Genomic DNA, 15,970 nt, shown 5'->3' with positions numbered 1-15,970 from the left:
AGACAGGACGAAACGCATGAAACCTCTTACGTAGCTCTGACCGCGCAGGACGGCAACACTGTTTTAGCGACCCAGAGATAACTACCGCAAGCGGCAACTTGCAGGCTTTGTGGGATTGGCAACCTATGTCCCGCTGTGGGGGCGGAACCTGTAAGGAAGGGTCGGCCCCATTCCGGCCTTTCCAAGTTTCATCGCTAATGCCCGAAAGCCGCCATTCGCGGTGAGGCTCTGCTACATCTGCAAGGGGATGGGAGGGGGCCTGGCGGCTTTGGGATCTCCGAGGTACGGCATCCGCTGGTCAGTTGGTGAACGGCAGACCGTCCATTCTTTTCAGCGAAGCCGGTCCGCAGCGTTGCAGCAAGCACTCAAGGCCATCTTTCTGAGCGCTCGAGGCGCGCAGTCTCGCTGAGTTCGAACGTGAATGTCACCGGTGCGTTGTCTAAATCCGACCTGCAGATACCAATGAAATACACTCCCCGGCGCCGTTCATGAGAGCTGGCCTCCTCCACGGTGCAGTCGTCGGGCTTGATGGGCGGTGAATTAGTGTGGCTTGACCATTCTCTCAGATATTCTGCGGAAACAATCTGTCTGATTTTTTTCTCATCCGGCCTATACATTTCTACGGCCAGGGCAAAGCCCAACCAGCCTCCCAGAAAGACCGAGCCGACAACGACAATATAAAACCTGTTCAACTACCACCCTCATGAGCAATCATACGGGAAAGTGGCTGCTTCGGCGGCTTGGCGCAAGCTTGCGCCGCTGTCAGGATCGATTCTCGGCTTGGCGGCCTCGTGCAGGATAAATGCTACGCAAATTTCACTCGGGAGGCGGCAGAAGTGAGAGGAGCCCTTGTCGGAATTGCGCTCATATCTCTGTTCGCTTCTATTGTGGTCGCCAGTGTGCTTGGATTTATGACCCTGTCTCTATTCCTTAGGATAGACGAAATCTGTCCGGATTTCTTTGACTGCGAGGACGCGAGAAATGCTGCCTGGTTATTTGCAGCGCTCATGGCACCAGCTGCACTCGTTACCGTCGGCTCAACGTGGGTTTTGAAGAAGTTGGCGAAGCCAACCCAAGTTGGAAGGTGAATCCGAGGTCCGCTTTCGAATAAATTCCCTTTGCGCCGAGACCGTATCGGGCGTCGGTAGCTGCTGCCCACAATTAAAAGCGAGCGTGGTTTCTGCTCCATGCCAGCAGCCACAAACCGCGCTGGCTTGCGGTATCATCAGGGCAATGATCAGCCAGGCTGCCAGGAGTTGAACGACAATGCCGACAGCTTTGCGCCCCATTCCAGCCGCTAAACCACCGTCATGGAAATCCCAAAAGCGGACTCGGCTCAATGCCCTAAGAGGTCTTCAAGGGGTGGGAGGTGGGAGGTGGACAGTCGACATTTGGCATCCCAGTCCAAGCTGCCTCATATCATCGACGGCAGAAAGCTTAGGTTCTGTCCTCTGCCAAGACATGGGCAACGATCGCATTTGCGTGGCCATGACCCATGCCATGATCGTGCTTCAGCATGGCGACTAATTCCATATGTTTTGCGGGCATGCTTCGGCGCACCAAATCCTGCCAATCGGCAATTGGTCGGCCATACTTCTTCTCGATAGAAGGAAAATAAGAGGCGGGTCCTTTGACCTGATCGTCTGCCACGGTGCCAAGCTCCCCCTCCGAAGACTATGGCCGGTCACTGTAGACAGCCAACGAAAACGCGTTTGATAGTGTGCCAGTTATCAACCGTCTATGAAAGAACCTAGCTTGTCTGTCACGCGCCCCATTCCCGCCGTCCAGACTGCATTTTGGATTTCCCGAAAGCTGCCGGTCCGCTTAGGTCGCCGCCACATCAAATANTGGGGTGGTTTCCTGACTGTCAGCTACTGGTGAGTGTCCCGCCGAAGCAGACGATGCGTACTAGCTTCACACACCCCAGATCAGTTCAAGCGGCGGATATTGCTCCGCCGCTTGTCACTGCTAATTCGCAGCCCCTTGCCCGAAATCTAGGTTTGTCGGGCGAGGAAGAACCGGCCCTTTACCGCTGTTGGTTGGAACGCTGCCATCGACTTCGATCAAGCTGAACTTGCGAGACCAACACTTGCCGGCTCCTTTCAGAAAGAAGCCATAGTGAAGGCTCAGCGCTTCTTCGGGAATATCGAAAACAACGGATCGCTCGTTCCAACTCTGCGTTCCGACCAATGGCCCCTCGGGTCGCCGCAGCTCAAGATTGTCAAACAGAAGCGTTCCCTTGGCGCCGTCGACCCGGAACCAAATGGTCACGCCAGTGCCAGCATCCTCCGTGCGTAGCTCGCCAGCGAGCCGGATGCGTTGGCCTTTGAACGGCTCGGCGTCCACGCTCTGCATAACCGTGCAGAAATCGTCGCCTCGGATGTCGTGCCGCATTTCGGGCTTGGCCGAGATCAAAACAGTTGAACCGTTCTCATGATCGATGCGGGTATCGTAGAGATGAGGACTCTTACCTGCCTTGAACCAGCCGTCAGGTAGAGTTTCAGCAGGCGAGCTGGCGCGATCAATCCTGGCACTAAGCATGTTCCAATTGGCCATGCCAAATTGTCGAGAAACCAATTCGAGGCTATCACTGTGGGTAATTTCGATGCTTCTTTCGGCGAGAGCCTGCCGCAGCAGCTTCGCCATGAGCTTAGCATCCATGAAGCTATGCATGGGTTCGATCCTTCTCGTGGGCAGAAGAAAAGATCAGTGCTCGCATTGCTGACAGGCCTGCCCAGGATTTGTGGGTCAAACCAAAACCAGGGTGCATTCACCATTCCCAGGTGGGCGCGAGCGGCGGGCTGCACAGGCCAGCTGGCAGGTTACGCCGCTGCTGAGAATTGTCAACGGTGCCTNGGCCTTGCTGGCGTCAGCTATCGGTAATTCGACAGCCGAGCATCTACGTCCGCAATGGGGTCGAAACCGCCCGGGCAGCAACGCGCCCCATTCCGGCCGTTCCAAGTTTCATCGCCAATGCCCGAAAGCTGCCATTCGCGGTGAGGCTCGGCTACATCTGCAAGGGAATGGGAGGAGGCCTAGCGGCTTTGGGATTGGTCCGAGGTACGGCATCCGCTGGTCAGTTGGCGAACGGCAGACCATCGATTCTTTTCAGCGAGACCGGTCCGCAGCGTTGCAGCGAGCAATCAAGGCCATCTTTCTGAGCGCTCAAGGCGCGCAGTCTCGCTGAGTTCGAACGTGAATGTTACCGGTACGTTGTCTAAATCCGACTTGCAGATACCAATGAAATATACGCCCCGGCGCCGCTCATCAGAGCTAGCCTCCTCCACCGAGCAGTCGTCGGGTTTGATCGGCGGTGAATTAGTGTTGCTTGACCATTCTCTCAGATATTCTGCGGAAACAATCTGTCTAATTTTTTTCTCATCCGGCCTATACATTTCTACGGCCAGGGCGTAGCCCAACCAGCCTCCCAGAATGACCGAGCCGACAACGACAATATAAAACCTGTTCAACTACCGCCCTCATGAGCAATCATACGGGAAAGTGGCTGCTTCGGCGGCTTGGCGCAAGCTTGCGCCGCTGTCGGGATTAATTTCGGCTCGGCGGCTTCGTGCAGGATAAATGCTACGCAAATTTCACTGGGGAAGCGGCAGAAGTGAGAAGTGCCCTTGTCGGAATTGCGCTCATATCTCTGCTCGCTTCTATTGTGGTCGCCAGTGTGCTTGGATTTATGACCGCGTCGCTGTTCCTTAGGGCGGGCGAAATCTGTCCGGATTTCTTTGACTGCGAGGACGCGAGAAATGCTGCCTGGTTATTTGCAGCGCTCACGGCACCAGCTGTACTCGTTACCGTCGGCCTGTCGTGGGTTTTGAAGAAGCTGGCGAAGCCAACCCAAGTTGGCAGGTGAATTCGATGTCCGCTTTGGAGTAAATTCCCTTTGCGCCGAGACCGTATAGGGCGTCGGTAGCTGCTGCCCACTATTAAAAGCGAGCTTGGTTCATGCTCCATGCCAGCAGCCACACAACCGGGTTGCCTTGCGGTATCAACAGGGCAATGATCAGCCAGGCTGCCAGGAGTTAAAGGACAATGCCGACAGCTTTGCGCCCCATTCCGGTCATTCAGGTCACTTTTGCCGGTTGCCAAAAGCGGACGTTCCCCAGCGGCCAGACTGGGGTGGAAAGTTGACAGTCCGTTCCTGGCCGTGTTGGCTAACGAGCGGACATCGGTGGTAATCATGAAGCACGATAAGCTCTGCGCCATTGCGCATAACCTAGCGGACTCGCTCGCCAGTGGCCTGTGCTTCGTGATTGGCTATTGGAACACTGACGTGTTCGGTGAGGCGGCGGCCGGCGACGGGGTCCTGGAAGTGGACTTTCTCAACGGGCGGATAGTGCGCGGCACCTTTTCGGAGAATTTGCGTGGCGCCGTTGTGCGGTTCCAAGAGGTGTTGCCCTCATTTTGTACAGCCAACGGCGCAGACATTTCGGACTTCATCACCCTGCGGGCTCGCTTTGATACGACCACCCTTGCTCACCAAGTCTCTGTGGAAGTTACCGATACAAACGGGAAGTGCACGATCACAGAATACTCGGGAGTGCCACTAAAACGGCTGAGGGTACTCGATCCGATAGGACGTGTGCGGCGCATTCCTCGCCTAAACAGGACGATCGGCGGTGAGCCATAGCCAGTTCACGGCGAACCTGCATCGTAAGCGGTGTGCCCATCACACGTCGGCGGCATAGTTCCAAGGGAGCAGTTCGTTGATGCGGCTCTGCTTGTGGTTGGCTACGATGGCGTGGAGCGATGCCTTCAGCCAGGCGTAGGGATCGACGCCATTGAGCTTGCAGGTTTCGATCAGGGAGGCGATGACGGCCCAGTTTTCTGCTCCAGCATCATGGCCGGCAAAGAGTGCGTTCTTCCGATTCAGCGCAATCGGGCGGATGGTCCGCTCAACGGCATTGTTGTCGAGCTCGATGCGGCCATCGGCCAGGAACAGCACGAGCCCAGTCCAGTATTTGGCAATGTAGCTCAAGGCCTCCCCAAGGGGCGTTTTCGCGGAGACGCGGGCACGATGATGATCGAGCCATTCCCGTATCATTACGACGGCCGGTGCTGATCGCTGCTGGCGAGCGGCAAGGCGGGCATCCGCCCCGAGGCCTCGGATATCGGCTTCGATGGCATAGAGCTCGCCGATGAGCCGTACACCCTCTTCGGCAATCGGAGCCGTGCCGGCGCGCGTGATCTCGACTAGCTTGCGACGGGCATGGGCCCAGCAATAGGCGAGCTGTATATCCGCGCCGACGCGGCCGGGCGCGATCAGCCGGTTATAGCCGGCATAACCATCCACCTGCAGGATGCCGCCAAAGCCCTGTAAGATCCGTTCGGCATGTAGACCACCTCGGCCCGGGGCATAGGTGAAGGCCACACCGGGTGGCGCGGTGCCACTCCAGGGCCGATCGTCTCGAGCAAGGGCCCAGAAGTATCCGGTCTTGGTTTTTCTGGCTCCAGGATCGAGCACCGGCGCGCGGGTTTCGTCCATGAAGAGCTTCGATGACCGTTTCAGGTCCGCCATGAGCGCATCGTAAACCGGACGCAGCTCGAAGGCGGCCCGACCAACCCAGTCGGCAAGGGTTGAACGGTCTAGATCAACACCTTGTCGGCTAAAGATCTGCGCCTGGCGATAGAGCGGCAGGTGATCGGCATATTTGCTGACCAGAACATGGGCGACGGTGGCCTCGGTCGGCAGCCCACCCTGGATCAGCCGGGTGGGCGCTGGCGCCTGCACCACGCCGTCCGTGCAGGACCGGCAGGCATATTTGGGACGACGGGTCACAATTACCCGGAACTGGGCCGGGATCACGTCGAGCCGCTCGGATACGTCCTCGCCAATGCAGTGCAACCCGCCGCCACAGCCACAGATCAGGCTTTCGGGTTCGATGATCTCCTCAATCCGCGGCAAGTGCTTGGGCAGCGAACCACGGTTGGCGTTGCGCGGTTTGGCCGGCCGTCGAGCGACGCGATCCTCGGCGTCCTCTTCGGCATGGATAACCGCGATTGCCGTTTCCAGATCTTCCAGCGCCAGTTCGAACTGGTCAGGATCGCTCTTTTCCGACCGGCGTCCGAAGGCTGCCTGCTTGAACGCGGCGACCAGCTTTTCCAANGGCCTTGCTGGCGTCAGCTATCGGTAATTCGACAGCCGAGCATCTACGTCCGCAATGGGGTCGCAAGCCGCCGGACGGCAACGCGCCCCATTTCTGCCGTTCAGACTAACATTTCGAATTCCTAAAAGCAGCCGGTCCGCTGACGCCAAGCCATGGTGAAAAGGGGTGGTTAGCGGTCAATGTGCTTAACAGCGGACTTGGCCAGATACAGACGTGGTTTCTTGACAGAGGTCCACACCGTTAGGCCGCCGCTACCGAGCGCTGACGATTTTGCACAATCATGGCCACTTCCTCCGTGTGCCGCGTTCCCCATTCGCACAGAGGAGCCAGAACTCTGGCCAGGCTTTGGCCGAAGTCGGTCAGTTCATATTCGACGCGCGGCGGCACTGTCTGGAAATCGATGCGGCAAATGACGCCGTCATCGGTCAATTCCCGCAGATGCTGGATCAGCATTTTCTCGCTGACATTGGTGACCAGTCGCCGCAGTTGGCCGGTGCGCTTCGCGCCACCGGCCAGGTGGAAGACAATGAGGGGTTTCCACTTGCCCCCCAGGATTGCCAGCACCGCCTCAAGCCCGCAGCTGAAATTTTTCTCGCTCATCATAGCCTCGCGCAATTTAATACTTACCAAATAGTCGGTACTGGATTGAAAGTGCGCATCGTCTTATCTCGGTTGCACGACGATGTCGACGGGCATGGTCCTTCCTGAGGCGCTGGCCATGGACAGCCCCGCCGCATCGCGAGCAGACATGAGCACTTCAACCCATTCTTTGCTGGATCCCATCCGGCTGGGCGACATCGACCTTCCCAATCGCATCATCATGGCCTCCATGACCCGGGCCCGGACGCATGACCCGGATTTCATTCCCAATGCCCTTCAGGCGCAATATTACGCGCAACGCGCATCAGCTGGCTTGCTCCTCACTGAGGGTACATGGCCAAGCCGTGAAGGCGTCGGCTTCATCAACGTGCCTGGCATCTATACCGAGAAGCAGAGCGAGGGCTGGCGCCAGGTGACCGATGCGGTCCATTCGGCAGGCGGACGCATCTTCGTTCAATTGGGCCACACCGGCCCGGCATCACACCCCGCACTCCTCGATGGAGCCCTGCCGCTTGCCGCTTCTGCCGTCAACCCAGGCCTGCAGGCGTTCACGCCGGCTGGCCTCACCGACACAGTGACGCCGCGGGCGATGGAGTTGACCGATATTGCCCGGACGGTTGATGACTATGCCAAAGCGACCCGCCTGGCCCAGTTGGCCGGGTTCGACGGAGTCGAGATCCATGGCATAAACACCTTCCTGATCCCGGCATTCCTGCATGACAACCTCAACCGCAGGACCGACGCTTACGGTGGTTCGGCGGAAAACCGCAGCCGCATCGTGCTGGAGATTGTTGATGCTGTCGCGGGTGCCTGGTCGCCTGGCCGCATCGGGATCAAGCTCAGTCCCGGCCTCAACAATGTCGGCGCCTATGTGGCCAGCCCCGAAACGCTTGCGACCTATGAATATCTGATCAGACAACTGTCGACACGTCAGCTTGCCTACCTGCAGTTGATGAACCCGATCAACGATCTGACCGGCACTCATCTCGAACGGCTCGGGCAGGATGTCGCCAGATATTTCAGGCCAATGTACGCCGGCTCGCTGATTGCCAACGGCGGCTACAGCTTCGAGACCGGCAATGCGCTTGTGGAGGATGGTATCGCCGACGCAGTGGCCTACGGTGCGCCATTCATCTCCAATCCTGACCTAGTCGATCGCTTCCGCAACAACCTGGCGCTGAGTCCAGGCGATCGTGACACCTATTATGGCGGTGGCGAAGCCGGTTATGTGGACTATCCGCTAGCGAGCGACGCGTTAGCCACCGAGTAGCCGAGCCAATCCTAACAATACGCGTGACAGGTGGCGCAGCCCTGCGCCACCTATTCTTTCGCGACAGATCACGCGGCATGTCTCGAGCGCCCGCTACTACCAAAATGGCGACTGCTTTCGGGCAGGCCACTTAAAAACCCGAATGGCAGCAAAGGGGTCGGCGGTGGACAGCGAATGAATTCGCCGTGCTTCTTGCTTGCACCTTGGTAACCAAAGTCCCCTTTGCTCCTTGCGGCTGAGAGACTTGCTGCCAGACTAGTCAAAATTTCGCGGACGGTGACCACGAATGCGTTTTCCAGCTGCACGTTTTCGTATGAGGTGGGACGATTGGGTGAAGCTGCTCGCGTTCTGCTTTGTTTTCAACCTGGCCTTCATCACTGTGCCGATCGCCTTGTTCTTTGCAGCCCGCGAACCTGTTGCGGGACTGTTCGCCATTGGAATGGGCATTTACATGGGCGCCCCGATCGCAATCTGGCCGACTGTTTGGACTGTGATCCTGGCAGTCGTCGTTTCGCGATGTGTCGGCTATTTTACGTTCGGACAGTTCTTTCTGGCAGGAACGGCCGTCTCTGCCGGACTCCTCTGGCACGAGATCGCTTCGGGTAACGACATTTGGGTCGGATATGGCCTCGTGCTCGCGCCCATATTGCCGGTCGGCTGGATAGTAGGCTGGTTGGTTGCGAGGCTGGCCGGCATCTTGCCTAACCCCATGCATCCTCTTCCGGTCCTGCCAAGACGCCCTGCGGGTGGCATGCCAGCTACCCTTGTTTCGGTGCTGCCAGTCGCTGTGGCGACAGCGACCGTAGCCGGACTTTTCGGAACGATAGGAAACAACTTCAAGGACCGAGCCGAAGCAAGACGCGGCAAATGTCCGGCCGATCTCATTTGTACGACAGGGCCTGGCGAACCACGGCAGCCCGACCCGAGACTTTATCTCGCAATGATTGCCGGCATGCGCATGATCATACCAGCAAACAACATCTATATGGGTCTAAGCAATGACGAGCACACCCCAGGCGAAGTGTCAGACCTTTATCTTAAAGGGCTGTTGCCGGATTTCGCACCGCGCTCCATTGGTAATAACAAGGAATTCGAGGGTCTTGCTCCCAATACCGCGACCGCACTTGCTCGGCCGTCTTGCCCAGCGAATGGCGGCTGTCGCACCCTCGACTGGTATGTTGAACTCGAACTTGGCGGCGGCAAATCCTGGGAATCGAGGCTCATTCCGAATTCCAGCGGCGATGCGCCGACAGGCCTGGATCATGTCGGCGATTTTGCTACAATCGGCGGGAGCGAGGCCCTTTATCGATCCACGTCAGGCGGTAACTGGATCATCTGCAATCCTGAGGGGTCAGTACCCGTTCCCCACTGCACCCACTACTTTTCTTGGAGATCGCTGAACATCAAAATGCGTTACCAGGCAAAATGGCTGGACCGTTGGACAGAAGCGCGTGCTGGCCTTATCGATCGCCTGGAAGAGTTCGCTCGGACAGGCCCGTTGCCCGAGAGTATCATCCACGTCGTCGATCCCCTGCCAAAGTCGGACGGTGAACCCGCTTGATGCTTGGCCAATAAGTCAGGCTAAGCAAGTTCACCCTAGAGGACAGCAGAGTCTAGACCGAGATTGTCCGCAAACAGCGAAGGCAAGATTTGGCCGAAATGTCTGACAAGGGGTCGGCCGCAGACCGGTCTCTTCGGGGTGGAATGCGGACTGGCGGGTTTTGGGATCTGCGGCAGGGAAGCGGACCTAACTGGTTTCGAATTTCAACATGCCGTCGGACATGCCAAATTCTAACCATGAGGCTTTTCTGAGCAGCGACTGTGCCCGGTGGTTCTGCGGATTTACGAAAGCGGTCCACTTGGAAGTCGGCGGATGTGCTGGCCAAGCCATCACTAATTGTAGCGCCCTGAGCCCAAAGCCCTGGCCGCGCAATTTCGGAGATACGGCTATGTCCGTAATGTAGTGAGAGGGATGTTCATCTGCGCCCCAAATACATCCGATAAGAGCGACCGGCACGTCTTCAATCGACGCGACCAGTTGCACTCCATTGTGGTCACCAAGGACCGCCTCCAACCACGCTTGGTCCATCGGCCCGAGCTCGAGATTCAGAAGCGCATCCTGAAACCACTCCTGCACCCAAGGCCAATCATCGGCTGCGAACTTTCGAAGTTTCATCCGTCAATCGCCCCGTCAGGCGCTTTCGTTGTCAGCCGTCGACTTTAGTAGGTTGGGAAGCGGTCAGCCCGAGTGTAGTCGTTTTGCACCACAAATGGGCACTTTCGCCCATCGCAGATGATGCAGTTTACAAACAGCGGCTTTTACGGCGCATGCCATATCCTAGAAGAGCGTCAATCCGCCCGAGTTTTGATCCCACAGCATGACAGCACGATAGGCTAAACCAGCCAACCCGCCGCAAAAAATTAGCAATGCTGTACCGACAAACAGGACAAGAAATGATGGTGGTTCGATCGCTCCGACGAAAAGGCGAATAACGAGAAAAACACCTGCGGTGACGACTGAAGACGCTCCTGAGTACCAGAAATAATTCGATCTCGTTTGCCATGCGAAACGATTGGCCAAGTATAACCAAAGCATGAGCGCGGGCCACATAGCAAGCATGACGACTGGAATGGCAGGCACTGCCATAACTGCTCCGAATATTATGCCAAACAGACCTATTGGCAGGCCGAGGAGCATGCCCATGGTAAGAGAACCCACGCTCGCTGCTGCCACATAGGCTGGAATACGAAAGGTTGCCTTCATCATTTTGTAAGTTCAGCATGTTTCACAGACCAGGACAACAAGCGCCACGCCCCAGAGTTCTTCTGCCTGTCAAAACCCTCGGCAGCAGCCTCGTGGAGGAATTGTTCAAAATTCTCAGGCAACTCGAAAATCCGCCTGACCACCACAGCGTTCGTGTCGCTCACCATTCAAAACTCCAACTCCTCGGGGCTTGATTGGACTTCAACAAAGGTCGCGTGTTGAAGGAAGGGTATCCTTGATGCAATCGGCTGTGGGTACTTTCGGGATTTCTAGTTCTAGCTGCCAACGGAAAAATGGGGTTAGAAGCCGACCGCCACTTAGGGGTGGAAAGCGGAATGTCAGCTTATGGGTGTGTAGCGCCTAAACCACCCTTCCTGACAACTGCTGTCCATCTGAACGAAGGGCCTTGGCCGCAACGAGGTCGGCAGCCGTCGTCCCAAGAACCCCAAGCGTGCTAACGTTTGACGCGATAAACAGACTGCACCATGCCTGACGGAAAGGCCCTGGTGCGCACGTGGTCCAGCAAGAGATCGCCCTCAAGCGGCCCGAAAAGCGGAATGCCCTCGCCGATCAGCACTGGGATGCGGCTGATGACCATATCATCGATGAGGCCCGCCCGTAGGAAGGACTGGATGACCGTGCCGCCATCGACATAGGCCGCCTTCCAGCCGCGCTCACCAAGTCGCTGCATCGCGTCCTCCGGCGTGGCGTTCATCACCTCTACCTTGTCGGCAATCTGGGAGGGGATGTCCGCCTGGGTCAGCGAGCGGCTCAGCACCACGACCGGCTTGGAATAGTACCAGGGCTGCATGTCATTGATAACCTCATAGGTACCGCGCCCCATGATCACCCCGTCGACGCGCGCCATATGGGCGTTGAACCCGTGATCCTCGCCAAGGGTCGGATATTCGGTCAGCCAGGCAATGTCGTCTTTCTTGCGCGCGATAAATCCATCGAGGCTAGTACCGATGAAAACATGGCCAGTGGGAATGGGTATTGTCCTTCGAAATGGTCGATGGAAATTGCACCGCGACGGTGACAGCTCCTGTCAGTAGAGCCTGGCCCGTGCGTCACCGATCGCAACGGCAGGTTTCGGGCAACCGCGTCGCTGGTGCTGACGACCGAAACGGGGTCGGAAGCCGCCGGACGGCAACGCACCCCATTCCTGCCGTTCCAAGTCTCATCTCAAACTCCTGAAAGCTGCCTTTCGCAGTTTGTTTCAGCTGCACCTGAAAAGGGAGGGTTTCCGGTCTCGCAGCCTTCAGAGCTGAATTGCTTCAAAGCACACAGAATCCCTACGAGCCGCGCAGCTCTCATAGGGGTTCAACATTCAGGACGCACTGCCCGGGTGCTTTGAATGCGTGACTAGCTTCTTCTGCATGACATGAGAATGACCCTTCCAGCGGCCCCGTGATTTCGAAAAACGCTTGGTCTCCATCCCAAGTCCTAAGCGAGCACTCAGGTACGGCGAATGGAAAGTTGTTCTGATCCATGTAAAGTAGCGCCTCAAACTTGCATTGCTGAGTCATACCATAGACCTGCCAACCATATGCACCGCGGCTAGCACTTACGAAACCCCAAGTCAGGGCAATGATCACTATAGCCGCAGTCAAAGCGGTAATTTTTTTATACACCGAACTACCTTCCGACTGAGATGAGCCAGATAAAAGCGCAAGAAATTTGCCTCTTGCGTCTACTAGTCGCATGCCAGATTCCGACGACATTCCAACTCATGCAGTATGCAAGCCATATGGTCCGCTGCCGATCGGCAGCCTCGGATTGCCATTGGACGGACGCTGTGAGCTCCCGACAAGGAACAGTCTATACGAAGCCAAATTGACTACCGTTCGTCTGCGTGAATGTCATCGAAAGCTCCCCACTAATGTGCCGTCAGCCCGGCGCACAAAATGCCCGGAAGTATGAATATCCCAAGTTTCCCTGCGTCGCTCGCAATCGCGAGGGGTGAGAAATCGTGACGGGTGGGCTGCGCCAAAAAGGACAAAGAGACCGTGGTGGCTATGGTTATGATCACTGCTTCCAGCACCGACGCGCGTCGTCGCCAGACCAGCAAGAGAGCGGAAATCAACGCAGGGAAGACGCCGAGAGCGTAGCCAAAGATCAGATACAGAAGGCCGTTGAACGTGGCTGCCATTATCCCTCCACCATCTCCACGTTGTGGTTGAATGGCAAATTCGGAAGCCCAAAACAGCAGAAGCGTTAGTGACCCAGGCCCCACAAGCGCAGCCGCGGCTATGAATCTCCCCGTCTAGAAAATAGTCCGTCTTTTTAATAGCCAATTCGTATTGCTGTTCCCATCAAGCAACGAGGTGCAGAGCAAATCTAACAGGTCAGCGGCTGTATTCCTTCATTCGAAAGAAGGTCTTGAATGATCGAGACGGGGCGGCATCATCCCGAACTTATAGGGATGATTTGCGGACTGGCAGATATCGGCGGGTCAGCACAAAAACCAGTGATCCACGGTAGTCGGACATGAGAGTGACTTCGGCTACCGGCAGTGCAAAAATGAGGGGTGGTTCGGCTTGGGTGCGGAGTCTCAGAGAGGTGGTTTCTTAGGGTTGTTGCCGGTAAATGCAGGAGATCACTTTGAGGGTAGAATCGTAGGACGCCAACCCGCCTATTACAATGAAAATGGGATACGCTAAAAGCAGTCTCCCGACAGTGCCCAAGACCGGTCCATCCGTTTCCTCTCCCCCTCTGAAAATGGGTTTAGGAAGTGTATTGTACTTGTCGCGGTCAAGAAAAAAGTACCAGAGTTCGCGAACATAACTGGCGAAAAAACACAAGGTGATAAGTGCTAGACCGCCGCGGACTGTGAAGGCCAATAAATTTTCGACGAAAGTTATCAACACACTCCCCCCATTATGCTCTCTTGCACAATACTCGTTGTCATATGGTAGGTATAGCACCGCTATTCGAATCGATTAGCAATTGGTGTGGCAAGGCAACAGGCAATACTCCCTTCATAAATGCGCCGAGGCAGACACAACCTGCAGGTCCTAAATCAGAGCAATTTGGCAGCAAGGTGAGACTATGAGGTCGAGATGCAAGTGGTTGCGCGCTTTGTCACGACTGGCGTGTTGATAGGATCCAAATTTGTCCCTACTTATGCTTGCTCGTGCGCTCTATTCGCCTGGCTTGGGTGGTTTGTGGGCCAACGCTGGCATTTCGATCGATAACCTAACTGCAGAGTTCGCGTTGATCCGCACCGCATTGAAAGTCGCAAAGATAGCTTGGGTCCTGCTTGGGGCATCTCCTGTTCTTTGCTGGCTTGCGTTGCTGTTGTTTCCTCGGTGCAAGGTAACCGAGGCAGGACCGAGCAAGTGTTTAGTTGCTGGTGCAGATATAGGCGATCTGCTGCACGCTCTTGGCGATTACATCACCCTTTGGGCATATACGGGTGTGGTGACAATTACCGTATGGGTCGTTGTGTTGATGATTATTTTGTCTACTGAGAGCAACCTGTCAGAGAGCGTGAAAGACGACTGAGTTCAGAACAATTTGCCATTCGGCATGACTGCCCCTTTATGGGCGCGGGACAAGCACCTCCGCCTGAATGCCCATCAACAAAAACTGCTGGCACGTGGTGAGAACTGACCAAATGCGAGAGGGGCTACCGATCGACTTTGACGCCTTTATACGATCGAAAAGCCATCATCTGATCTATGCGCTACCGCCTTCGACATCTGTTCTATGGTCGGCGGCCCTCGAACGTGAGTATCAGAGCGCTTGTTCCGTATTCAGGGGTGATAAAGTGGAATTTACAGGTCCCTGCCGTTTCAAGATAAGGCCGTCAGGGCGAAACTATAATGTGTTTATAGTCGCGCTGGATGTCGAATTGCCCCATCAAATACAGAGATTATCTAGGATCGAAATCGACGTTCCCGCTGAACTGTATGGGCCGAGATGACCGAATCAAATGCTCACCAGCGAGACCATCGCTACTTTTAAGTCTTTTTTTGTTTTTTTTGAGCGAAAGTTTTTCGATTATAATAATTTAGCCAATCAACATACTGGAAGTGACTACTTCGGCGATTGCGGTCGCCACCTATGACGTCGATAGAACGTCTTGGGTAGTGTCACAGTTAACGATCCAGAAGCCGTAGACGTCGGAATTTTCGTTGTTGTGGATGTTGAACCTTATTTTCCATCCGGCATCAAAATTACTCGAAAATCTGCCAAGCGGAGAGCAGAAAAATGTCTGCATCGATATCTTGAGGCTTTCTAAATTCGCCGAAATGCCTCGAGTTTCGTCTTTTTTGGTAATCATTTTAGCAGTCAAAACCAGATCGTCGCAGTTCACTTCATAAGTGATGCTCTCCACTGTTCCTGCGCCTGTATCCTTATAAGAATTTGCGCGATCGACTAGAACCGGGTCGTAACACAGGCTTGTTTCTTCAACAGCCTTGGGTGCCGCTTCAACTGACAGCACTTGTGAAAAAGTTAGTGCAATTAGAGGCGCAAATTTATTCAACGATCGCTGCTCACTTTGCGAAACTTTGCTGTGTGGAGGACGCGTGTTGGGCTCGCGGGGTAAACAACAAAATAGGGTCAACAAGTAGCAGGCGGATCCAGCTTTTAAGCTCGCAAATGCCGATTGGCGAGGGTGGTTTTTTTCGAATAGGACAATCCCCTTCCGTCTACTCTGGACGAGGCTCGGTACGAAGTCCGCATTTTGGACATCTGTAGTCAAATGTCGGAGCAATTTGCCCGAAAGTTATGATCAACATAGTCACGACGATGGGCCACGGCATTTCCTTGCGCTGGGCAAGAACCAACCCGTGCTCTGGGCAGATTTCCTCCTTTATCCTAATGACGACCTCCTAAACCTAGATGGCTTGCCGTGCCGCATGTGTCCGACGAGTGCGACGGATCAGAATGCAAATATTCGATCAATCGTGCAAGCATGCACCGTCTTCGAGATTATAATTGTGGGGCGCATTTTGCTACGGCCGCTTTTGGCAATCCTTATGTTGCTTCCAGATGGCAGAAAGTTGGTCGACTGAAGGCCGACGCCTTTGGGGTGATGGGGTGGACGCCCCCCGGCGGCATCGATGTGCCAAAGTGGAGGTGTTGAACACACCACTTGAGGAGGCGCCCATGTTGANGCAGCGACAAGCATCGCCTTGAGGGCGGCAATATCGTCAGGAAGTTCGGCGGCATCGAGCATGTCCGGAATCTACCAGATCAGTCGCCGCT

Annotated in this window: 11 protein-coding genes and 2 pseudogenes; 4 read left to right on the top strand and 9 right to left on the bottom strand. The window is 55.7% G+C overall.

Annotation, left to right across the window (positions count from 1 at the left end):
• Positions 1-1,437: 1,437 nt before the first annotated feature.
• Complete coding sequence (locus tag ASE94_RS07385; protein WP_062629822.1) at positions 1,438-1,650, bottom strand: DUF4287 domain-containing protein; 213 nt, start codon at positions 1,648-1,650, stop codon at positions 1,438-1,440.
• Positions 1,651-2,508: 858 nt separating this feature from the next.
• Positions 2,509-2,673 (bottom strand): annotated as a pseudogene (locus tag ASE94_RS21645) (glyoxalase superfamily protein); the annotation flags it as partial.
• Between the two features lie 1,519 nt (positions 2,674-4,192).
• Here ASE94_RS21645 and ASE94_RS07370 point away from each other — a divergent pair.
• A complete protein-coding gene (locus tag ASE94_RS07370) occupies positions 4,193-4,642 on the top strand; it encodes a hypothetical protein (RefSeq protein WP_156351982.1) in 450 nt (149 codons plus the stop codon).
• A gap of 39 nt (positions 4,643-4,681) precedes the next feature.
• Here ASE94_RS07370 and ASE94_RS07365 read toward each other — a convergent pair.
• Positions 4,682-6,118: pseudogene (locus ASE94_RS07365) on the bottom strand (IS66 family transposase); the annotation flags it as partial.
• Positions 6,119-6,359: 241 nt separating this feature from the next.
• Complete coding sequence (locus ASE94_RS07360) at positions 6,360-6,719, bottom strand: helix-turn-helix domain-containing protein (protein WP_062630009.1); 360 nt, start codon at positions 6,717-6,719, stop codon at positions 6,360-6,362.
• A 148-nt stretch (positions 6,720-6,867) separates the two neighbouring features.
• Here ASE94_RS07360 and ASE94_RS07355 point away from each other — a divergent pair, with 148 nt between their 5' ends.
• The gene (locus ASE94_RS07355; protein WP_062630008.1) at positions 6,868-7,989 is read left to right on the top strand and encodes an alkene reductase; all 1,122 of its coding nucleotides are present in this window, start codon (positions 6,868-6,870) and stop codon (positions 7,987-7,989) included.
• Between the two features lie 331 nt (positions 7,990-8,320).
• A complete protein-coding gene (locus ASE94_RS07350) occupies positions 8,321-9,550 on the top strand; it encodes a hypothetical protein (protein WP_156351979.1) in 1,230 nt (409 codons plus the stop codon).
• A 186-nt stretch (positions 9,551-9,736) separates the two neighbouring features.
• On the opposite strand, the gene ASE94_RS07345 is transcribed toward ASE94_RS07350, so the two are convergent.
• The 4 genes from ASE94_RS07345 to ASE94_RS07330 form a co-directional block, all read right to left on the bottom strand.
• Positions 9,737-10,165, bottom strand: coding sequence for a GNAT family N-acetyltransferase (locus tag ASE94_RS07345; protein WP_062629816.1), 429 nt, complete (start codon positions 10,163-10,165; stop codon positions 9,737-9,739).
• A gap of 162 nt (positions 10,166-10,327) precedes the next feature.
• Complete coding sequence (locus ASE94_RS07340) at positions 10,328-10,756, bottom strand: hypothetical protein (RefSeq protein ID WP_062629815.1); 429 nt, start codon at positions 10,754-10,756, stop codon at positions 10,328-10,330.
• A gap of 451 nt (positions 10,757-11,207) precedes the next feature.
• Positions 11,208-11,723 (bottom strand): dihydrofolate reductase family protein, encoded by a 516-nt coding sequence (locus tag ASE94_RS07335; RefSeq protein WP_280137169.1) that lies wholly within the window; start codon positions 11,721-11,723, stop codon positions 11,208-11,210.
• Between the two features lie 909 nt (positions 11,724-12,632).
• The gene (locus ASE94_RS07330; protein ID WP_062629813.1) at positions 12,633-12,905 is read right to left on the bottom strand and encodes a hypothetical protein; all 273 of its coding nucleotides are present in this window, start codon (positions 12,903-12,905) and stop codon (positions 12,633-12,635) included.
• 962 nt (positions 12,906-13,867) lie between these two features.
• Here ASE94_RS07330 and ASE94_RS07320 point away from each other — a divergent pair.
• Complete coding sequence (locus ASE94_RS07320) at positions 13,868-14,260, top strand: hypothetical protein (RefSeq protein WP_156351976.1); 393 nt, start codon at positions 13,868-13,870, stop codon at positions 14,258-14,260.
• 559 nt (positions 14,261-14,819) lie between these two features.
• On the opposite strand, the gene ASE94_RS20905 is transcribed toward ASE94_RS07320, so the two are convergent.
• The gene (locus tag ASE94_RS20905; RefSeq protein ID WP_156351973.1) at positions 14,820-15,245 is read right to left on the bottom strand and encodes a hypothetical protein; all 426 of its coding nucleotides are present in this window, start codon (positions 15,243-15,245) and stop codon (positions 14,820-14,822) included.
• Positions 15,246-15,970: the final 725 nt, after the last annotated feature.

The organism is Devosia sp. Leaf64 (assembly GCF_001421945.1).
Taxonomy (GTDB): domain Bacteria; phylum Pseudomonadota; class Alphaproteobacteria; order Rhizobiales; family Devosiaceae; genus Devosia.
This window is presented reverse-complemented; position numbering and strand designations above follow the sequence as displayed.

What these genes read in the sequence shown, in the direction of transcription:
- ASE94_RS07370 (WP_156351982.1), top strand. Translation starts at nt 4,193, where the DNA reads ATGAAGCACGATAAGCTCTGCGCCATTGCGCATAACCTAGCGGACTCG.
- ASE94_RS07360 (WP_062630009.1), bottom strand. Translation starts at nt 6,719, where the DNA reads ATGAGCGAGAAAAATTTCAGCTGCGGGCTTGAGGCGGTGCTGGCAATC.
- ASE94_RS07355 (WP_062630008.1), top strand. Translation starts at nt 6,868, where the DNA reads ATGAGCACTTCAACCCATTCTTTGCTGGATCCCATCCGGCTGGGCGAC.
- ASE94_RS07345 (WP_062629816.1), bottom strand. Translation starts at nt 10,165, where the DNA reads ATGAAACTTCGAAAGTTCGCAGCCGATGATTGGCCTTGGGTGCAGGAG.
- ASE94_RS07340 (WP_062629815.1), bottom strand. Translation starts at nt 10,756, where the DNA reads ATGATGAAGGCAACCTTTCGTATTCCAGCCTATGTGGCAGCAGCGAGC.
- ASE94_RS07330 (WP_062629813.1), bottom strand. Translation starts at nt 12,905, where the DNA reads ATGGCAGCCACGTTCAACGGCCTTCTGTATCTGATCTTTGGCTACGCT.